At 61.9% G+C, this 18,718-nt stretch carries 21 protein-coding genes; 1 reads left to right on the top strand and 20 read right to left on the bottom strand.

The window, feature by feature from the left end:
- Positions 1–43: 43 nt before the first annotated feature.
- Positions 44–472: a hypothetical protein gene (locus B2D37_RS02055; RefSeq protein WP_256573138.1), complete on the bottom strand. Its 429-nt coding sequence runs from the start codon at positions 470–472 to the stop codon at positions 44–46.
- Entirely contained in the window at positions 473–3,820 is a 3,348-nt protein-coding gene (locus B2D37_RS02050) for a tape measure protein (protein WP_079201166.1), read from the bottom strand.
- A gap of 93 nt (positions 3,821–3,913) precedes the next feature.
- Here B2D37_RS02050 and B2D37_RS02045 point away from each other — a divergent pair, with 93 nt between their 5' ends.
- Positions 3,914–4,465, top strand: coding sequence for a hypothetical protein (locus B2D37_RS02045; RefSeq protein ID WP_079201165.1), 552 nt, complete (start codon positions 3,914–3,916; stop codon positions 4,463–4,465).
- Between the two features lie 21 nt (positions 4,466–4,486).
- Here the strand turns inward: B2D37_RS02045 and B2D37_RS02040 are convergent, their stop codons facing one another.
- From B2D37_RS02040 to B2D37_RS01955, 18 genes are all read right to left on the bottom strand, one after another.
- Entirely contained in the window at positions 4,487–5,239 is a 753-nt protein-coding gene (locus B2D37_RS02040) for a hypothetical protein (RefSeq protein ID WP_079201164.1), read from the bottom strand.
- Between the two features lie 27 nt (positions 5,240–5,266).
- Positions 5,267–5,449: a glycogen branching protein gene (locus tag B2D37_RS23275; RefSeq protein WP_079201163.1), complete on the bottom strand. Its 183-nt coding sequence runs from the start codon at positions 5,447–5,449 to the stop codon at positions 5,267–5,269.
- Positions 5,450–5,459: 10 nt separating this feature from the next.
- Positions 5,460–5,897 (bottom strand): hypothetical protein, encoded by a 438-nt coding sequence (locus B2D37_RS02030; protein ID WP_079201162.1) that lies wholly within the window; start codon positions 5,895–5,897, stop codon positions 5,460–5,462.
- Between the two features lie 2 nt (positions 5,898–5,899).
- Entirely contained in the window at positions 5,900–6,235 is a 336-nt protein-coding gene (locus tag B2D37_RS02025) for a hypothetical protein (RefSeq protein ID WP_079201161.1), read from the bottom strand.
- Between the two features lie 2 nt (positions 6,236–6,237).
- Entirely contained in the window at positions 6,238–6,501 is a 264-nt protein-coding gene (locus B2D37_RS02020; protein ID WP_079201160.1) for a hypothetical protein, read from the bottom strand.
- Position 6,502: 1 nt separating this feature from the next.
- Positions 6,503–7,531 (bottom strand): major capsid protein, encoded by a 1,029-nt coding sequence (locus B2D37_RS02015; protein ID WP_079201159.1) that lies wholly within the window; start codon positions 7,529–7,531, stop codon positions 6,503–6,505.
- A 15-nt stretch (positions 7,532–7,546) separates the two neighbouring features.
- Entirely contained in the window at positions 7,547–7,897 is a 351-nt protein-coding gene (locus B2D37_RS02010) for a head decoration protein (RefSeq protein WP_079201158.1), read from the bottom strand.
- A gap of 12 nt (positions 7,898–7,909) precedes the next feature.
- Positions 7,910–9,142 carry a S49 family peptidase gene (locus tag B2D37_RS02005; protein WP_079201157.1) on the bottom strand — a complete coding sequence of 411 codons (1,233 nt, stop codon included), beginning with the start codon at positions 9,140–9,142 and terminating at the stop codon, positions 7,910–7,912.
- A gap of 3 nt (positions 9,143–9,145) precedes the next feature.
- A complete protein-coding gene (locus tag B2D37_RS02000; RefSeq protein ID WP_079201156.1) occupies positions 9,146–10,756 on the bottom strand; it encodes a phage portal protein in 1,611 nt (536 codons plus the stop codon).
- 2 nt (positions 10,757–10,758) lie between these two features.
- The gene (locus B2D37_RS01995) at positions 10,759–10,974 is read right to left on the bottom strand and encodes a hypothetical protein (RefSeq protein WP_079201155.1); all 216 of its coding nucleotides are present in this window, start codon (positions 10,972–10,974) and stop codon (positions 10,759–10,761) included.
- 8 nt (positions 10,975–10,982) lie between these two features.
- A complete protein-coding gene (locus B2D37_RS01990; protein ID WP_371915423.1) occupies positions 10,983–12,998 on the bottom strand; it encodes a phage terminase large subunit family protein in 2,016 nt (671 codons plus the stop codon).
- A complete protein-coding gene (locus tag B2D37_RS01985) occupies positions 12,925–13,443 on the bottom strand; it encodes a terminase small subunit (protein ID WP_079201154.1) in 519 nt (172 codons plus the stop codon). Before B2D37_RS01985 ends, B2D37_RS01990 begins: the two co-directional genes overlap by 74 nt.
- A 132-nt stretch (positions 13,444–13,575) precedes the next feature.
- Entirely contained in the window at positions 13,576–14,358 is a 783-nt protein-coding gene (locus B2D37_RS01980; RefSeq protein ID WP_079201153.1) for a hypothetical protein, read from the bottom strand.
- Entirely contained in the window at positions 14,355–14,705 is a 351-nt protein-coding gene (locus tag B2D37_RS01975; protein ID WP_079201152.1) for a phage holin family protein, read from the bottom strand. Before B2D37_RS01975 ends, B2D37_RS01980 begins: the two co-directional genes overlap by 4 nt.
- Positions 14,706–15,234: 529 nt before the next feature.
- Complete coding sequence (locus B2D37_RS01970; RefSeq protein ID WP_079201151.1) at positions 15,235–15,594, bottom strand: hypothetical protein; 360 nt, start codon at positions 15,592–15,594, stop codon at positions 15,235–15,237.
- Entirely contained in the window at positions 15,587–17,806 is a 2,220-nt protein-coding gene (locus B2D37_RS01965) for a VapE domain-containing protein (protein ID WP_079201150.1), read from the bottom strand. Before B2D37_RS01965 ends, B2D37_RS01970 begins: the two co-directional genes overlap by 8 nt.
- The gene (locus B2D37_RS01960) at positions 17,796–18,014 is read right to left on the bottom strand and encodes a TraR/DksA C4-type zinc finger protein (RefSeq protein WP_079201149.1); all 219 of its coding nucleotides are present in this window, start codon (positions 18,012–18,014) and stop codon (positions 17,796–17,798) included. The genes B2D37_RS01965 and B2D37_RS01960 overlap by 11 nt, the downstream gene beginning before the upstream one ends.
- Positions 18,007–18,525, bottom strand: a complete 519-nt coding sequence (locus B2D37_RS01955; RefSeq protein ID WP_079201148.1) for a phage regulatory CII family protein — start codon at positions 18,523–18,525, stop codon at positions 18,007–18,009. Before B2D37_RS01955 ends, B2D37_RS01960 begins: the two co-directional genes overlap by 8 nt.
- Between the last annotated feature and the right edge of the window lie 193 nt (positions 18,526–18,718).

Genomic DNA, 18,718 nt, shown 5'->3' with positions numbered 1-18,718 from the left:
ATTAAAAAACCCGCACTGGGCGGGTTCGGGGATGGGGTTCGGGTTATGGGTCGGGGATTACGGGCGGCGCGACGGTGAGCAGGCGCAGGGTGATTTCATACAACGCATCCGCGCCGGGGTTTACCTGGCGCCAGAGCGGCTTGGCCTCCAGTGCGGCGCCGCCGGTGCGGTTGAAGATGACGCTGAACTCGCGCCCGTCCGGCAGTACCAGCGGCATGACCCGCCCAGGTTGATCACGCAGCACCTCCAGCTGCCGCACCAGCGACAGCTCGAACCAGGCGGCGCCGTTGCTGGCCAGGGTGATGGGGCGCCCGTGCACCTTGACGCCCTCCTGCACAATCAGCGTGCCGGCCAGCGAGCGCTCTTGTTCCTGCGCCACGGCGTCCCAGTCGAATTCATCGACCCATTCCAGCTGATCGCCGCCCAGGCCGTACTGCTCGTCCAGCTGGATGCTGTCCAGCATCATGGCCATTTATAGACTCCTCAGCCCGGCATCCTGAAGGATGCTGAGCAGGTTGGTTTCGTCGCGATCGTTTTGCAGCGCCACGTTCACGGCCTGGCCCCGGGCAGTCTCGAGGCGGATGACCTTGGTGGGCAGCTGCGCTTGTGCGGGGGCTGCCTTGGCGGCCTCTTCGCTGCGCTTCTGCTGGGCATCCTGCAGGCGCTTGTTGGCGGTGGCCGCCTCGATTTCATCCAGCGTTTGCAGGGCTTTGCGCAGGTTGCTGGCAGCGCCAGAGTCACCTGCCGTTTGCGCCTGGGCTTGCTGGGCACGCAGCTCGTCGCGGCGGCTGGCGAAGCGGGCGCGCTCGATCTCCTCCTGCGTGCCCTGTAGCTGTAGCAGCTCCATTTGCAGGCCCGCCAAGGTGCCGCGCGTCGAGTCGCCGAGCTGCTCCATGCGTTGTTTGGCCGCCTCCAGTGCGCCATCCAAGGTGCTGAGGTCGGAGTCGTTGAGCAGGTTCAGGCTGCCGCTGGCACTGCCCGCACGGCGTACGAACTGCTCGAGGGTGATGCTGCCGTCCTCATAGCCCTCCATCAGCCGCTGAAGGGTGGCCTTTTGCGCTAGGTATTGCACCTGCACCTGCTGGCTCTGCACCTGGCTCTGGGTCATCCAGCGACCCAAGCTGCTGATGCCGACCGTGTTGGCCTGGGCCTGCAGCTTGCCCAGCTCCTCGCGGGCCTTCTCCAGCGAACGGGTGGTTGCCTCCAGGCCGCTGGTGTCCATGCTCAGGTCGACAGTGGTGACGCCCCGCAGCTTGTCGTAAGCCGCCAGGGCTGCCGCGCTGAGGGCGGCGAGCGGCTCACGGGCGCGGCTGATGACGCCACCGAAGAAGTCAGAAAACGCCGACATGTCGCGCTGCGCTTCTTCGCTACCCTTGCGCCTGTCCTGCATCGCCTGGTCGCCAGCGCGGCGCTCTTGCTCCATGCGCTTGCCGGACTCGCGGCGCAGCTCCTCGCTGGTCTTGATCGCCTCTTTGTCGGAGTCGTTCTTTTCGTCCTGGGCTTTTTTGCTGCCATCGATTGTGGTTTTGAGTTCCTTCTGGCGGTCGCTGGTTTTCTTCAGTTCCTCGTTGTACTGCTTGGCGGTGATCTCGCCGTCGCTGTAGAGCTTCTTCAACGCGGCGCGGATGGCGTTGATATCCACATCGGTCTTGGCGGCACTGATCGCGGCCTGCACCTGGGCGAGGTCGCCGAGCTTTTCGTCCAGATCGGAGACCAGGTCAGCCGCGCCACCGGCTGCCGTGCCGAGCGTCTTGAGCTTGTCGCCCAGAAGCGCGGTGCCTTGCTGGTATTGCTCCAGGCTGAGCGTGCCGTCCTGGTAGGCCTTGAGTAAAGCGCTGCGCAGGCCTTCGACCTGCTGCAGCGACTTAGCGTCGCCGATCAGGTTGACCGCGTTGGCCATGTCGGTGATTGCGGTTTTTCCGCTAGCGGCGGCATCGACTACGCGCTGCTGGTCACCGACCAGCTGATCCGCGTGCGCCTGGTTGAGCATGCGCTGCTGCTCAAGGGCGGTCTTAACCGCTGCGGTTTTCTCGGCCTCGGCAGCGGTTTGCTTCTTGGTGCTGCTGCCCTTTTTCTCGTCGAGGAAATCCCAGGCGCTGCCGATCTGTCCCAAATCGGTCTTGGCCTGCGCCACGTAGCCAGCGCTCAAATCGCCGAGGGCAGTGTACAAGGCCTCGGCTTCGGCCTTGATCTTGCTGCCGCCGAAGAACCCGGCGATCTGCCCGCCGGCCAGCAGCACATTACCAAGGGTCAGCTGTACCCCTTTTGCCAGTGTGGCCGCCGAGCTGGTGACAACAATGGAGAAGGCGTTCCACACCGTGGTCAGCGTGCCCGTGACGTACTGGCCAGCGGTTAGCGCCTGGTCAATTGCCGGGCCGACCTTTTTGGCCATCGCCGCCGCTTTCTCGGCCAACTCGTTGAGGTCAACCTCTCCGAGTTTCTTGATCCACTTCTCGATGGACTCGGCGCCGTTGACGAAGGTGTCAGACAGCGACTGCGCCAGCTCGTCGAGCCGGCCGTCCTTGTCCATCTCGTCGATCTTGGCAGCCACCTCACCAAGCTTCTTCTTGACGAAGTCCATGGCGCCGGACTTGGAAATCCGGTCGAGGAAATCAGACCACACGTCGCTCAGGTTGCTAACCCGGCCGGTCAGGGTGCCCATCGCGTCAGCCGCGGCACCCTCGGAGCTCTTGGCAATTTCAGCAATCAGCGCCTTGATCACGTCCCGGCCGAGCTTACCCTTGGTAGCAAGGGTTTCAAGCTGGGCGGAAGTCTTGCCGGTTACCTTTTCCAGCAGCGCCCAAACAGGCACACCGCGCTCGACCAGCTGCAAAATCTCCTCGGTCTGAAGCTTTTGCTTGCCGTAGGCCTGGCCGAGGGCGGAGGCGATACCCGTAAGGCGCTCCATGCCGCCGCCGAGCTGCTCGTTCTTGTCGACCACGGCCTGTAGGGTGCCGTCCAACGGGTCGAGCCCATAGGTTTTCAGCAGGGCAAACGCCTCGGTTACATCCGCCACTTCCAGCGGCGTGTTCTTGGCGAAATCCTTGATCCATGCCGCGGCTTGCTCGCCACCCGCTATAGAGCCCATTAGCGAGACCAGACGCTTGTCCAGTAGCTCGAACTGATCGCCGGTTTGCAGCATCGAGTAGATGCCGTCGCGAACAATGTTGAGGCCCTTCTGAACCAGGCCGAACGCGGCGTTCAGCGAGATGTAGGCGGCGGCAAAGGCCAGGACTTGCTTGGCGCCGCGCGACATGACCTCGCGACCAGCTGCAATGCGAGAGTTGTGCTCAGCAGCCGTGCGGCTGGCGGCCGACTGCTCGCGCTGCAATGCCTTGAGCTGCTGGCCGTTGTCCGCCAGCGCCCTCTTGGCGCGCTCGACTTCGTTGGCCAGGCGCTGCTCTTCATCGGCCAGTTTGTTGGTGTCGATACCGGCAGCCTTGGCGGCCTTCTCTTGATCGGCCAGGGCGGTGTTCAGGTTGAGCAGTTGTTTGCGGGTGCGGCTCGCCTCGCGCTCGGCCTCTTTGAGCGACTGTTGCAGGCCGGCGGCTTCCGGGCTTTCGCTCAACGCCTGGCGCAGATCGGTGACGCGCTGCTCGGTTTGCTCGAGTGAGCGTTGCGATTGCTCGACGGTGCGCTGGGTAGCCTCCAGGGCCTTGGCCAGCCCGCGTGATTCTTTGGCCGAATCCAGCGCCTTGCCCAGGCCTTCGGCCTCCTCGCGCAATGACTCCAGAGCGGCCGCGCTTTTCTTGGCCTCCGGCGACAGCTCATCCTTGCCCCGCAGGATGAACTGGATCAAGCGGTCTTTGATGCCGGCCATACTTTTCTCCAGGCGTAAAAAAACCCGCAGGTGCGGGTTTATCGAAATCTTAGAACACAGCAAACTAGTAAGAATTAGATCGGAGCACTCACTATGGACATGGAATTCTTTACTAACCCTTCGGGATGGCCTGCAATTTTTTGGGCCTTGGCCGTCGGCACAACTATCAAGGCGATCGGGGCAAGATTGCCAGCGCTGACTGCACAATGGATGGGCCTAGCCAAGGGTCGGCTTAGGCTTTGGTATTGGCGCAGTTGCAGGAAAAAGCTTCTGCGCATAAAAGAAGCGAACTGCGATGCGCTCTTAATCACCCGAGAGATATCTCGCAGTGCCGTCTATCTGACGCTTTTTTTTGTATCGGTTTCGATGTGGTTACCTTTGTCATTGATGATTCTCTACATAGTGCCGGGAGCAGTTAGCTGGCCCAAGCTCATAATCTGGATCGGCGCCCTGCCCATTTATTTTTTTGAGATTTGCTGGGTTGTAAAATCTAAGTTCCTCGACGACCTGTTCCTATACCGCAAGAGAATTTCACAACGTGGCGCTCGACAAATAACCAAGAAAACGAAAAAGCTAATAGCGCTTTCTACGCGGACTAAATCAGCCGAACCTTTGCCGGCAGCACAGCAAAAGCTCCCAATATAAGGCCATCCCTGGCCCTCAGCATCAAGCCGTCTTATTCACCATCTGCATCTCGCAGAACTTGGAGATGTCGGTGGCGATCACCAGCGGATCGGCCAGCAGCTCGGCGTTGGCCTCGAGCTTGATGTACTCCTGGCCGAACACGTTGAGCTGGTTGATCAGGCCCAGCTTGGCGCGGCGTGGGCGCAGGCTGAACGGCTCGCCCGATTGCGCGTCGTTGAGGCCTGCAATGTAGAACTCCAGCTCCACCTGGCTGCCGTTGAGCAGTTGCAGGGCATCGGCGGCCAGCTTGGTGTAGGTGGCCTTGATGCCGGCCACGGTGATGCCGCTGCTGGCCATGACGAAGATGCCGTGCGGGCTCAGCAGGTAGTCGGTACCGGCCACCAGGGGGCCGTCGGCGGCGGTGACGATCACCGGGGCAACGCTGAGGTCTGGCAGGTTTTTGAACGGGATCAACTCCCCCTCAATGCCGGCGCAGGCCAGTACTTCCTCGGTGATCACTCCTGCCGATATCGCCGTGATGGTGGCGCGGGTGACGCGGGCGACGTTGACAGCGGTGAGGTCATACATGCCGATGGCGGCAGTAACATCAGTCACTACTTCGCGCACGTTGCGGTTACCGCCGCCGCCACGGAAGTTGGGCAGCTTGGTCTGGTTGGTGGTGAACGACAGGTTGCAGGTGTCGCAGTTGCCGATGTCCAGCAGCGGGTCGGCAGATTGGTAGGCGCGGGCGTAGATGATGCCCTCGCCAGCAAAGGAACGGTCAATCTGTGGCATGTGATTTTCTCCAGAGCGAGAGTCGATTTATTGCTTGGGCTCAACCGGCGCGGGCGCCGCGTCAGCTTTCGCCTTGGGGCCGTCGATAAAACCATGGGTCGCGGCGTGATCGACAACGGCCTGGGGCACGTCCTGCTCGCCCTTCTTGTAGTGCTTCACGACAGGGCCATGGGCGTAGTTGAACGGCTGGGTAACGGTGATCTTGGGCATTGCATGTTCCTCACTTGAGGGCTTGCACGTAGGTGACCTGAATAGGCAGTACGTGCGCAGCCCAGCGCCGACCTTCGCCGGGTGGCAATGGGGTTTCGGTTTGGAAGGCCGCGAGCGTAATGCCCTGGATGGCGAGCCCGGCCTTGGTGCCAGGCAGCGCGACCTTGATGCCGAGGCGGGCCGCCCGTAGCGGCGCGGTAAACTCGCGCCGCCTGGTAACAGCCGTGATGTTCAGGGTCACGCGCTCACGCACGCTGCCCGGGCCGATGCGTTCGACTTCCTCAGTCGCACCCGGCTGGATGACGATGAAGTCCTCCGGCAGAGTCTCGTCGTCGGAGTCGATCACGCGCAGCACGCTGTCCTCGAATACCAGGCCGCCAAAGGAAGGCACGACAGCCAGGCACGCGATCAGCTCCGAAACGATGACGGATTGCATATCGATGGGCATGGTCAGGGCTTCACATAGAAGGTGATCAGGTGGCCGTCATCTTCGGCAATGCCGTCGATGTGCCAGGTTTTGCCATCCGCGCCCCAAGCCTCCGGATCGAGGCGGAAGGCACCTTTGCGGTCAAGCGGCTGCAGTAACGGGCGTTGCACCGTGATGGTCACGGCCCGATCGAGCATGCCGCTGACCACATCCAGGCGTTCGACGTCCTTGTCGAGCATTACCTCTATGCCGCCGGCCAGTACGGCACCGGCAGCGTTGAGGTAATCGGCTTGGCCGTCGTTGAGGCTGGCCATGATCGCGGCGTCCATGTCGTCGACCAGGTCGCCAAAGCCGGCCATGACTACTCTTCCTGCTGGTTCAGCAGATCGTCATTGTTCCCGGCCGGGGGGGCGCTTGGGGTGACCGGCGCGGCAGGCCCGGGCGCCTGGGCGCGCAGCAGGGTCTGAGCGCTGGGACTGCGGATGGGCGCAATGGTGCCGGCCTTGATCAGTCGCGCGGCAAGCTCTGCGTTGGGCGGCGTGTATTCCTCCCCCTTGACGTAGACCTTCTTGCCTTCCTGGATGCAGCCGTCGATCACGAGGTGGACATCAGGTTTCTTGGCCATGTCACACCACCTTCGCGTAGATGAACGCGTCCGGCTCCAGCAGACCAGCCAGCGGCGCGGCCTGCAACTTCAACCAGCGAACGCTGGGCTCTTGGGTGACCCAGGATTTAGGGAAGCGGGCCGCTTCTACCAAGCCGCTCTCGATCGCCTCCAGATCCTGAATGGCGCCGTAGAGCATGGAGTTGCGGGTGTTGGTCGAGCCGAGAACCAGGCCGCCGGCCGGAATCATCGGTTGCTCGTCACCCGCGGAGTCCAGGAACCATTCGTCATAGCCGTAGAGGTCGAGGCCCGGGTCGTTGAGGTAACCGAGGTAGGTCACTCCATCCGGCAGCGCCTCCGGCTTGATGATGCCCATGTCCACCCGGCGGGTGTTGAGCTGCTTCATCACCATCTCGTCGCTCTGGAATGCATCCAGCGCCTCACCGCTGAGCACTCCGGTATTGGCAGTACGACCTGAGTCCTTGGCGATCTTGCGCTTCCAGCCACGCAGGTTGCCGATCGGATCGGAGCCAGTGCCACCCCATTGGCCAGTGGAGAGGGTGATCTTGTGGTCGGCCGCCATCATGAAGTCGATGGTGTCATCCACGCCTTCGCCAAGCACACGCACCTGGCCAGTGGTCAGCGCCTGGGCGCACATCCACTCCTCGCGCCGGGTGATCTGATCGTCCAGGTCGGCGATATCCTTGCCCAGCTGCTCGCCAGCCCGCTGCATCGGCGGCCGGGACGCATAGGGGTTCTCGCCGGCAGAGCGTTTGAAGATGAGCTCTGCCGTGGTTTCCATCTTCGGCTGAATGTACGGCGGCACATAGGTATCGGTGCGGTAGCCTTCACGGCTCACCAGACTACCCGGCAGACGCGGATGGACGAAGGGTGCCATCTTGCGCTGGCCCTTGATGATGTCGATGTCGACCGACTTGGTGGCGAAGGTGCGCGGCACGCCACCGTTGAAGAAGGTGGCCATCAGGAAGCGGCGCGCCAGCTTCATCTGCTCGACGGCATCGAGCATCGTGCGGGTATCAAAAATATCCATCGGGTGTCGCTCCTATCAGCGGACGAACAGGGAAAGGGGGCGCAGCGCGGCTTTCACGCTTGCAAGGGTGTGGCCGGCGCCAAGCGTCAGCTCAGCACCGGAGACTTCACCGGTCAGCAGAACCGGGGCCGGGAGTGCGCCGGCGGTGGTGTCGACATCCTCATCGAGGATCACAGCCGGGGCTTGCGAACCGTCGACGGCCGCGCTGGCGGAAAGCAGGTATTCGCCGCCGGCAGTGATCTTGCCGAGTACGGCGCCGCGCACTAGCTGCTGGCCGGTGGCAATGACTGCCGCCTCTTTGATCACGGGGAAGTCGCCGGCCATCAGCTGGTCGGGGGTGTAGGTGGTGCGAGTCGGATTAGGCATGGCAGCCTCCTATTAGCGGCGAACTGCGCCAGCGACGATGGCGCTGACGGCAGATTTTTGTTGGGCAGCATCGGCGTCACCCTTGCCAACCGGGGTGGCTGGATCTGCGCCTTGGCCATCAGCCTTGATTCCGCTGATGCTGATCCCGCGATCCTGGGCGGCCTTGAACAGGGCCAAAGCGGTGGCCTCAACGCTGGTACCGCCGTCAATGGCAGCCTGGATTTCCTTTTCAAAGCCTTTGGCAGCAAGGCCGTGGATTCCGTTTACGCGGGCGCGCTCGGAAGTGATTGCTTCATCGGCAGCAGCTGACTTGATGGCCGCGACGTCTACCTGCTCGGCGGCAGCGAGCTGGATGGTTTGCGGGTCAGCGCCTGCAGCCAGGGCCGCGTGCAGCTCCGCCGTGGTTTTCACGATTGTCATGCTGAGTTTCCTCGGGGTTGCGGCCGACTTGGCCATTTCGGTTATTAGCGACTCAAGCGAACCGAGCCGGTGCGCCAGGCCAGATGCAACGGCTGCTGCACCCACTTTCAAGCCGCCGTGGTCACCCATGGCTGGCACTTGATCGGGATTGACGCCCAGGTTGCGGGCGACCTTGGCGACGAATACTTCACCCAAGGCATCAATGGTCTTGGAGAGTTCGGCGCGGCCCTCTTCGGTTTCGAGGTCCGGACGTTTGTTGGGGGCATTGCTGCTGGTGATGGTGTAGCGCTTCTCACCTTCGCGGGCTTCGCGCAGCGCTACCTCAACGACAACACCGATACTGCCCAGCAGGGCGGTGTCATCGATTACCAGCTCATCAGCGGAACTGCCGATCCAGTAGGAGGCGCTGGCGACAGTGCCGCCACCGTAGGCTTTGATCGGCTTTTTACCCCGCGCGGCATAAACCATGTCGCTCAGCTCATTGATGCCGGTAGCTTGGCCACCGGGGCTGTCGACATTGAGGATGATGCCTTTGACTTGCGGGTTATCTAGGGCCGCTTGCAGGTCTGTCGCCAGCTCTTGGGTGCTGGTTACACCACTGACGCGAGTGAACATATTGGCGTAGCGGATGATCGGGCCAGTCACAGGGATGACAGCAATGCCATCCCGCATGGACACCACGCGGGTGTTTTCCAGTGGGCGGCCTAGGCGGGCTTCCAGCGCCTCCGGGTCACCCTGACGATCTGCAATCGCCATCAGTGAATCCAGGGCGGCAGGGAGCATCAGCCAGGGCTGCGAGGCGGCCAGCTCGAATGCACGTGACATGGGTTATTCCTCTTCGGGTTTTACTGGCTCAGCTTCAGGCGTTGCGCCTTTGGGCAGGGTGTAGAGGCCATCACCGCGACGCTGATTAACTTCGCGCACGCGTTGGCGGTAGACCTGCTGCCAGGGCTCGCCGGTCATCGCTGCGGTTTCCAAGGTCTCGTTACTGACGCCGATATCGATGCGCTTACCGGCGGCGTTGGCTTCTTTCAGTTCGTCAATGGCACCACGGGCAGGCCCAATCCATATGGCCATACAGTAGGCTTTGCGTTTGGCGGGATCGGCGTAGCCCGGTAGATCAATCAAGCCGCGCGCCACTGCCTCATCAATAACCAGTTCACGACTTGGCTGACAGAAGTCACAGGTCAACCACCAGCGGCGCAGGCTGTAAAAGCGCCAGGCTTGAAGCATGGCGGCACGGGCGGCGCTGTAACTGGTGTTGTAGTGCAGCAGCAGCTCTTCGAACGGTAGTTCCAGGGCTGCGCCGATCTGCTTGACCACCGATACAAAGAACGGATCGAACTGAGCGTTTGGCCTGGCCGGGTTGGCGATGTTGGCTTTCTCGCCCTTGCCAAGGTCGACAATGGCACCCTCCCCCAGCTGGATATCATCACTGCCAGAAGCATCATCAGTGCTGTAGCCATCGCCACTCTGGGCAAGGGCAGCAAGCGTCATCTTGCCGTCTTCAAATGCTTCTGTTTTTTCAATGAAGACGGTGAACATGGCCGAGATAACCGCAGCCATCAGCTCCGCACTGCTGTAGCGCTCAAGCTTTTGCAACGGCTCAAGTACTGGAGCCAGGTATGGCGCACCACGTTTCTGCCCTGGCCGCTCCTTGTCGGCCATGACGTGCATTACCCGGCGCCGGCCAGTAACACTGCCAAACACCTCAAGCACATCCCACTTGATGGTGTTGCCACGGTTCAATTCGTTCGGGTAGCCGGTGCAAACGTGATAACGCTGGGGGGCTCCAAGCTCATCAAACTCAACCCCATCGACCAGCCGGGCAGTATCGAGGGCATTGCCTGGATTGCAGACCCGGTCGGTTTCGATCAGCTGCAGGCGGGTACTGAAGATGCAACCAGCACGCTCGGCATCCGGCGTGGCGACGAACACGTCGCCACCCACCATTGCCGATACCAGCACCAATGCCTGGAGCTGGTAGTGGTTGAGCATGGCCTCGGCATCGCACTCACGCGGGTTGTCGGCATACAGTGACCAAAGCCGATCGAGCTGGGCATTGAGTTGCTCTGCCTGACCCTCATCAATCCCCAGCGCTTCATTGTCCACCTGGGCACGACAGACCAAGCCGGTACCGACTACGTTGGTGCGGATCCGCATGATGGCTGCGCGAGCAATTAGGTGATTGCGCATTGCATCGCGCGAGCGGGCAACGAGCATGTTGCGCTCGCTGGTGTTGAGGTCGCGGCGGGGGCTGCCCAACCCGGGTATCCAGCTGGCCATGCTACGCAATATGCGCGATGCACCACGCCAGCGAGTCTCGACCCCACCACCGCCACCTTGTGCCCCGATCTTGGGCTGCCCCGCCACCGATTGAGCAAGCCTGATGGCTTCACGCATCAGCAGCTCTTCGGGTTTCTTCGGCAAGAGGCTCATAGTCAGATGCTCGGGTAGGTGATGCGACTGCGGCCACGGCCCATAAGGGCGGTGTTTTCATTAGCGACCTCACGGGCAACCTGCGCTTCCAAAATGCGCAGGCTGGCCAGTTCGGCACGCTGTACCTCGCGGTCGCCCTTGCGCACGCGCTGGCCTTTTTCGAGGATGGCCTTGATCGACGCCCTGACATCCGCCAGGCGTTGTTGTGCTTCTGTCATGGGTTACCTCAATGGCCGCCGCGGCTACGGACGCCTCGGCCTCGGCCTGTTGCGCGACGCGGAACGGCGGAGACAGGTTGGTCGTTGTTGAACAGAGTTGGCTGGAGCAGTTGTTGCTCGATCTGATCCCACTCAGGATCACGCAGCAGGTGTGTTTTCAGGCTACGAGCGGCATGCAGGGCATACACCTCGCAGTCCAGGGCTTCGTTGCGCCGCCCTGCTTTCTTCTGCCAGACCATCTTGCTGGGGATGCGCGGGTGCGGCGCCAGCACTTCGTTGGTGAGCTGCTCGTAGTAGTCGGCGCGGATCTCGCTGTACCAGTGCATGCGGCCAGGGCCAGAGCCTTTCAGACGCAGGCGCGAGTCGATCAAGGTCTTGGCCTTGTGAGTGCCGACGATATTCACGCGCAGCCCGTACTTGGCCGCCTTGGTATTGCTCTGGTTGGTGTCCTGCGACTGCGCGGGCTTGGAGTAGATTTCCTTATCGCGGCTGTCAATTGACGCGCCCTTGATCGCCAGGATGTTGTAGCGCTGGCGATCCCTCACGTAGGTATAAACCGCATCGCTGGTGTTGCCGTCCGAGCTGTCGATGCTGGCGGCGGATACCACCAGTTGGCAGCCGTATTCGCTTTGAATAGGCGTGGCCAACAGTTTGTCGAGCTCACGCCAGACACCATCGTTGGGGTCAATCGGGTTGCCCGGTAGCTCTCCCCAGTACAGTCGCCAGGACTCCTCGCCCCGGCCCCAGCCGGTGATGATGATCGCTAGCCGATCACCCTGAACGTCAATGCCGGCGGTGACCATCAGTACACCCTTCGGCGCGGTCATCTCAGCATAGGCCTCGGCACGCTTTTCCAGCTCGTCGGTTTTCGGCGCGTCGCTCTGGTATTCGTAGCTCGAGCCTTTCGAGCTATTCACGTAGGCGATCATCGGGCCGATGTTGCCGCGCTCAGCTGCATGCTCAGCCTGTAGCTTCTTCTCCATTAGGACTTGGAAGCGCGAGCCCCAGAAGGTGGCATACAGCTCGTTGAGGTCATAGCCGGCAATGCCACGGAACTCGGCAGTAGCCACCCAGCGGCCATGCTTGAGGTTGGCGTTCTTCTGGTTGTCATCCCAGATCGAGCCGCAGTGCGGGCAACTGTAGAAGCTCGCCTCAGGCCGGTGATGGCCGTAGACCTCGTGGCGGTACTCCGGATCCTCATCACAGTGCAGGTTGTCAAAGCTCAGTGCGTGCTCTTGGCCGCAGTCATGGCACGGCACCAGGCCACGGCGTTTATCCGAGAGTTCCATCTCGGCATCAATGGCCGACAAGCCTTTGATGGTCGGGGTGCCGCCGATGATGATCTTCGAGCGGCGGAAGGTCTTCATCCGCTCTTTGGCCAGCTTGATGCTGTCGCCCTGCCCTCGCAGATTCAGGTTGCAGTCGTCGGGCTCTTCCACCGCCACGCGTGGAACCGGCGTGGACTTGACGCTGGCCGGGCTGTTGGAGCCGACCATCTTGAGGAAGCCACCGGGGAACTTCTTAAAGTCCTGCCGCTGCTGCAGCTTGCGACTACGCAGGTCGACTTTCTTCCGCAACCGAGGCGTGGCCTCGATCATCGGCTCCAGCTTCTCACCGACGTACTGTTTTACCGACTCGGCCTTGGGGAACAAGATGAGGATCGGCGAAGGGTCGATGTCGATCCACTTGCACAGCGCGTTGCCCAGCACGCCTGAAGTCCAGGCTACCTGCGCAGATTTGCGGCAAACCACTTCGGCAACATTGGGATCGTCGAGCGCTTCCAGCGGGCCACCCTGCCAGATCAGGTGCGGGGTTACATCAAAGCGGTACTTGCCAGGCCGCGCCGCCTCTTCTGGGGCCAGCCAGCGGTACTTGTCCGCCCATTCGATGATCGACATGCGCGGCGGCGGCGCCCACTTGCGGAATGCGGCACGCAGCGCCTTGGTCGCACTATTCTTCAGCTTCCTCCGGATCATCCGGTTCGTCAGAATCCCCGTCTGACGGGTCATCGTCATCAGGGTCATAGTTCGATAGCTCTATCAGGATAGTTTCTAAAGGCTCGCGGATAAGCTGGTCATCCACTTCGACGCCGTAGCGCGCAGACAGCACGCTGGCCAGGTTCTCGGGAAAGGTGTTGAGCAGCTCAACCTTGGCCGCGGTGATCGCCGCTTCGAAGCGTTCAAGCAGATCAGCAGCGAACACCACCTCCTCCAGGTCTTTCGCCAGGGCCAGCTCTTCGCGGTCACCTTTGATGCGGTCGAGGCGATCACGCACGCTTTCCTTTTCGCCCCGTTGCTGCGCGAGCTGCACCAGCCATTCGACAACCGCCTGGGTGTCGTACTCGTTTTCATTGCCGCGGCCCAGGCCAATCTGGAAAACCGGCATGCCCATGTTCTGCCAACGGCTGATCGTGCGTTCGTCTCTGCCGATGAACTCACTCAGCTGAGCCTTGGTAACTCGCTTCCCCATACCTAACCCCTTGTAAAGACAGACATCCCAGAGCAAATGTCAGCTAGAGAGAAAACATGGTTCGAATTACCCGTGTAGGGGGCCGGCGGCCAGGGAGGACCCGTTAATCGGCCTGTAGCACGCCATCCCCCCTCACCGCCTGGGCTGGCTCTGGGGCCGGCGTTTGAAGTTGGTCGGCAGGTTGCCGGTCAGGGCATCGGTGATGGCCTTGTCGATGTTCGCTTCGAGGTTCGCGTCTGCTACTCGCTCGACCACACCGTGGAAGTCCAGTCGGCGCCGGTACTGCGGCTGGCTGACGAATGCGAGCACCATAGCCATCGACTTGCCCCGCCGTTCCGCGATACCGATTGGCGTCTTGCCGCGGCGCAGCACGAAGAATGCTTGAGCGTGGCCCTTGCGTAGCGATCGCCACTTGTCCGAGGCGTTCGCCGTGAAGCCCGCCGCGCCCTCAATAGCTGAGAGGCCGGACAGGATCTGAACCATCTGCCCGCGGCTGATGTTGCCGTAGGCGTCTAGCCGAGCACCGGCGGCCGGCGCGATGAACTTGCCAACAGGCAGGATGCCCTTGGCGCGCAACAGCGTTTCGCTCTTCTTATCACTACGGCTACCACCGAATACCTGAGGCGCTACCCAATCTTCGGGCGCCGAGGCCTTCGAGGAGTTGTCCTTCTCATCCTTCACCCATATTGCCGCTTCCAGGCTGTTGGGCTTGGCGTTCAGCACCCGCACCGCATTCAGGGTAAAAGGCGTGGGCCGGTCTAGCACGTTGGTCATCTCGACGGTGATCGCCTGCCCTGCCTGGTTGACCGTGTGGTTGAGCGCATCGGCGAGGGCGCGGCCAGGTAAGTCGCCCGTCAAGGCCTGCACGGCTGCCAGGCTCTCGGCAAAGCCGCTGGCCTTGACTGAGGCTTTCACGCCTTGCCGCCAGAATCCGGGGTCACATCGCACACGCCGGCATTCTTCGCCAGGTAGCGGGTGTACAGGGCACCCGCAATATCAGCGCCGAGCAACCCGACTACGATGCCCAAGCCGCCGGCGATGTAGATGTCTCCCCAAATCGCTAAGGTCAGCAGCAGCGTGGCCATGCCGAACAGTGCCGAGCTGCCGAAGCGCAGTAACACGCGCTTGATGATCTCGCCCATCGCAACGCCCGGCATATCCGCCTGGCGCATCTCACCGACCAGCCCGGCCACCGCCACCAAGATAAGCAACCACGTGGGCAGCTCAGCCAATCCTTGCTGCATCTGCTGTTCTGTCGACATGCTGGGCTCCTCGTGCCAGAAACGAAAAAACCCGGCTCAGTGGCCGGGTTTGGTGTGTTGTGCCTGCCGCTCTCTGCGGTCGCACCTATCGAAGATGACTACTTTTTACAGGTGGAATTTCCTGGCAGCAATCCAAATTTAACGCCACCCGCCAATATGTGGGTAACGCCGTATGAACGCCCAGGCAATGTCGGCGAATACACCACCACGGCATTAAGAGCCTCTGGCTCTGTCCCAGCAGACCCACGGTTAAAACTCGAAGTGGGATAGCTGCAAGCGCCTAGATTCGGGGCTTTGCCCCACTGTCCTACCTTTTTAACTCCTTCTTCGCATAGAGAGATAAAACGAATAACACGCGTGCGCGCTGCAGGCGCGTGTTGCTGCCCGCTACGCTCACATACGCGGTGGGCATAAGTTGCCGGGACAGTGGGACGCCCCAGCAACAGCGCCGCCCCGGCGCGACCCACCACGCCAAAGCGCAGCGGGACAAGGCCGGCCAGCGGTGCGCACCGAACAGCAACGCACGGCATCACGCTGCCTTCGCCATCAGCAAACTGGCGATGCACTCATGCGCCTCGTGCAGGCGTTCGTAGTAGGTCTTACGGCTACATCCGCAATAAGTGATCTTCTGATAGAGAAAGCTGTCGTGGTTGCAGTAGTGCTCGCGCACGAGCACCGACAACTGCGGCGCCAGGTGCTTGTTGACGATCAGCTCGATATCCGCCGATTCGTCCAGCAGCACCCGGCTGCCGCGCGTGCCGCGTATCAGCTCCCCCTTGCAGGACATCAGCATCGCAATCATGTTGCCGCCGCCAAACTCACTCGCGGGTTGCTCGCTGTGCAACTCCTCGGCCCACAGCTTCAGCATCTCGTCGATGCGTTTAATCATCGAAGCAAGGCTCCTGGATCTTCTCCACCTGCAGTGCCGAAGCCCTGCCCCAGTCGTCAGGCTTCTTGTACGCCCACGGTCGCTTACCGCTCTTAACCAACGGAGCCAGGCGCACACGCCGCCAACCCAGCCGATGCATGATCGCGCCAACGCGCATCTGCTCGGGCTTGCCCCAATGGCCGAAGTCGAGCTTCAGCGCGCCACCCAGCACCTCGCTGCCCGTCGTGGTTTCGCCGATCTGCGACTCCTCCAACCAGGTCAGAATCGGCCCTTCCCATTCGTCCACCACAAAGCGCTCGTCCTGCGCCTCGGCAAACATCGCCGCCTCGTCGCGGTTCACCCACCAGATATCGCCCGCCTCATAGCAAAACATCGCCTCGGCCCAGAGCTGATCACGGATCTCGCGCAGGCGTTGCAGGTCTACATTGGTACACGCCACCGGCCAGTATCGGCGGTTGCCGGTCGCATCCTTCAGGTATTCGTCCTGGTTGGTGGTGCCCACGAACACACACTGGCGTGGCACGTCATTACTTCTGCGGCCGTAGCTCTCACGGTAGGTATCGGTCGAGGCAGAGAAAAACTGCTTGGCCTTGGTGCTCTCGGCCTTGTTGAAGCTATCCAGCTCGCCCAGCTCGATAATCCACTTGCCCCGGATGGCCTGAAAACCGTCCTTATCGCCAAGGGCAAATGGCGTATCCATAAACCACGGGCCGCCCAGGATGCTCATTGCCGTGGACTTACCCTCGCCCTGCCCGCCTTCCAGAATCATCACCGAGTCGGCCTTGCAGCCCGGCTGCATCACCCGCGCCACCGCCGAAATCATCCAGCGCTTGCCCACCTTCGCGGTGTAACCGCTGGCCGGCACACCCATCACATCAGTCAGCCAGCTTTCCAGCCGCGGCACCCTGTCCCACACCAGCCCGTCCAGGTACTCACGCACCGGGTGGAAGGCATGATCATGTGCAACCACGCTAACGGCCTCGATCACACTCGAAGGCTTCACCCGCAGGTTGTACTGCTGCGCCAGCCACTTCATCACCCGCGTATCGTCGATGTCTGCCCAATCGCCCGTGCCGCCGCCATAAGGCGCAGCCCGCAACTTGACGATCTTCGAGCTGAAGGCGCTAAAGCTGATCACCCCCGCCCAACGCTCGTCGTTGCCGAGAATCAGCTCCACGTTCTGCATATGCGCAATCAGCGCGCCGTTCTCCGTGCGCGCCAGTTGGTCCTTCCAGCCACCGGCCGCAGGCGGCTTGATCACCGCCAGCACCTGGCGGCGCACCGCCTCCAAGCCCTCGGCACAATGCAGGTCGTTAAAGTCCGTCCACTTGGCCTCGCGCACACCAGCGAAGATAGGCCCAACCACCTGGCCGCCGACGATCAACGCCGCGTTGCTGCCCTTCTCCTCGCCTGGGTTCCACGGCTCGCCATTCGGGCGCTTGGTCTTCCAGTCATCGTCGCGGCAGATGATCAACGCCCGGCCCGGGAAGCGCTCGCGCATCGCCTTGGCCACCTCGCGCAAGTTGCCTGCATCGAACGCCACCGCCACCGTCGCCGAAGTCGCCATATGAAGGCTAGCGCCCGTGGCGTAGCCCTCGCACACCAGCACCGGTTCGCCCGGTTCCGGGTGCGGGCCGATCAAGTGGAAGGCGCCCTCCTTGGCCATTCCATACGGCCAATAGGTTTTATCCCGTCCGGTTTCCGGCTGCTTGGCCGGGTAGATCACCTGCAGGCCAACGATCTGATCGCGCACGTTGCACATCGGCACCAACACCGCACCGGAGCGCGGCGCGTAACGCACGCCAAAGCCAACGATCTGCTTTCTATCCAGGTAGTCGCTACGGCCCTTCTCCGGCATGCGTTTGAACATCCCAGCAGCTCGGCTCGCTGCCCGCCTCGCAGCATTGGCGGCAATCTCCGCCGCCCGGCGCTTGGCATCCTCTTGCCGGGCGCGCATCACCTCGCGCTCCTCGGCACTCATGCGCCCAGGCTTCACTTTGACCTTCTGCGTCTCCCCGGTGCGCCAGTCGCCAAAGCTGCCGGAAATCAGCGTTTCTCCCTTGTCGGTGCGGTGCTCGTGCACCACGTACCAACCGTTCTTTTCCTTGCCTTTGTCCTGCGCGGTTTTGCAGCGCGTGAGCTTGCCGAACGCCAGCGGTTGCGCCGGCTCCAGGCCGTAATCGGCCATCTGCAACAACACTTCACCCAGCATAACGCGCTCCTTTATCTTCAAGCGCTTGCTGGCAGGCAGCGCAACGCATACAGCCACGGGCAGCCAAACGCCGCGCCTGCGGGATGGCTTCGCCACAGCTAACGCAGTATTCAAACGAGGCGCTCACCGGCGCAGGTTTGCGCGCGGCCAAGGCGTGATCGATGCGCTCCTGCATCAGGTCGTTTGCCACATCGGCGATGTCAGCCATGCTCGCCACCCCGCTTGGTTTGGTTCACATAGGCAGCGCGATTAAGCATGGCCAACAGACCCTGTACGCCGCGGAACACCTGCAGGCGAATCGCAGCCAGCTCTGCATCGTCAACCAGCCCATCGCTGATGCTCTTGGCCCAGGTTTCGGTAAAGCCCGCCACCTGGCGCAGGTAAGTCGGTATGCCCTCGGTCAGAGTTGCCGGCATATCGTCGGTGTACATCTCGGCCAGCTCTTGCCACATGGTGTCGCCCACCAAGGCATGCACCGCATCCAAAATGCGCCGGTCCTTGGTCAGCTCCAGAATTTCGCCAAACTCCTGGATGTTCACACTGTGGGTGGGGTGCGTCGGCGAGAGCTTGTGCTGCAACGTGGTGGGGTTGCGGCCCGTGGTGGCCGCAATGGCAGCAGCGCCGCCGGGGTAGTCGCGCGCGGCGTGGTACAGCGCCAAATCGAGCGGCAACACTTCCCGCCTGGCTCGGTCGACGCAACTGGATGAAGCTCGGCTCATGGCATTAACCCTTACAGGTTGCCAGTGCCACATAACGCGCCCTTTGCTAGAGTAGCGTCGTGGTCACTCGCAAGGTGGCTACATGCAAGCGGCGGCTCTGTGGTGGAAAAGCCGCTTGCAACCCAATGGCGAGGTACATGCTCCGCATGCGCCCCGCTGTTACAGCCTGCAGCTCTGTGGTGGAGAGGCAGGC

This window comes from Pseudomonas sp. CC6-YY-74, from assembly GCF_002025205.1.
Lineage (GTDB): Bacteria > Pseudomonadota > Gammaproteobacteria > Pseudomonadales > Pseudomonadaceae > Aquipseudomonas > Aquipseudomonas paeninsulae.
Note: the sequence above shows the minus strand (reverse complement) of the source record. Positions and strands in the feature narration are given on the sequence as shown.

Bases quoted from the DNA above. Each gene is read 5' to 3' on its own strand.
- B2D37_RS02055 (WP_256573138.1), bottom strand. From the start codon at position 472: ATGGCCATGATGCTGGACAGCATCCAGCTGGACGAGCAGTACGGCCTG.
- B2D37_RS02050 (WP_079201166.1), bottom strand. From the start codon at position 3,820: ATGGCCGGCATCAAAGACCGCTTGATCCAGTTCATCCTGCGGGGCAAG.
- B2D37_RS02045 (WP_079201165.1), top strand. From the start codon at position 3,914: ATGGACATGGAATTCTTTACTAACCCTTCGGGATGGCCTGCAATTTTT.
- B2D37_RS02040 (WP_079201164.1), bottom strand. From the start codon at position 5,239: ATGCCACAGATTGACCGTTCCTTTGCTGGCGAGGGCATCATCTACGCC.
- B2D37_RS23275 (WP_079201163.1), bottom strand. From the start codon at position 5,449: ATGCCCAAGATCACCGTTACCCAGCCGTTCAACTACGCCCATGGCCCT.
- B2D37_RS02030 (WP_079201162.1), bottom strand. From the start codon at position 5,897: ATGCCCATCGATATGCAATCCGTCATCGTTTCGGAGCTGATCGCGTGC.
- B2D37_RS02025 (WP_079201161.1), bottom strand. From the start codon at position 6,235: ATGGCCGGCTTTGGCGACCTGGTCGACGACATGGACGCCGCGATCATG.
- B2D37_RS02020 (WP_079201160.1), bottom strand. From the start codon at position 6,501: ATGGCCAAGAAACCTGATGTCCACCTCGTGATCGACGGCTGCATCCAG.
- B2D37_RS02015 (WP_079201159.1), bottom strand. From the start codon at position 7,531: ATGGATATTTTTGATACCCGCACGATGCTCGATGCCGTCGAGCAGATG.
- B2D37_RS02010 (WP_079201158.1), bottom strand. From the start codon at position 7,897: ATGCCTAATCCGACTCGCACCACCTACACCCCCGACCAGCTGATGGCC.
- B2D37_RS02005 (WP_079201157.1), bottom strand. From the start codon at position 9,142: ATGTCACGTGCATTCGAGCTGGCCGCCTCGCAGCCCTGGCTGATGCTC.
- B2D37_RS02000 (WP_079201156.1), bottom strand. From the start codon at position 10,756: ATGAGCCTCTTGCCGAAGAAACCCGAAGAGCTGCTGATGCGTGAAGCC.
- B2D37_RS01995 (WP_079201155.1), bottom strand. From the start codon at position 10,974: ATGACAGAAGCACAACAACGCCTGGCGGATGTCAGGGCGTCGATCAAG.
- B2D37_RS01990 (WP_371915423.1), bottom strand. From the start codon at position 12,998: ATGACCCTGATGACGATGACCCGTCAGACGGGGATTCTGACGAACCGG.
- B2D37_RS01985 (WP_079201154.1), bottom strand. From the start codon at position 13,443: ATGGGGAAGCGAGTTACCAAGGCTCAGCTGAGTGAGTTCATCGGCAGA.
- B2D37_RS01975 (WP_079201152.1), bottom strand. From the start codon at position 14,705: ATGTCGACAGAACAGCAGATGCAGCAAGGATTGGCTGAGCTGCCCACG.
- B2D37_RS01970 (WP_079201151.1), bottom strand. From the start codon at position 15,594: ATGATTAAACGCATCGACGAGATGCTGAAGCTGTGGGCCGAGGAGTTG.
- B2D37_RS01965 (WP_079201150.1), bottom strand. From the start codon at position 17,806: ATGCTGGGTGAAGTGTTGTTGCAGATGGCCGATTACGGCCTGGAGCCG.
- B2D37_RS01960 (WP_079201149.1), bottom strand. From the start codon at position 18,014: ATGGCTGACATCGCCGATGTGGCAAACGACCTGATGCAGGAGCGCATC.
- B2D37_RS01955 (WP_079201148.1), bottom strand. From the start codon at position 18,525: ATGAGCCGAGCTTCATCCAGTTGCGTCGACCGAGCCAGGCGGGAAGTG.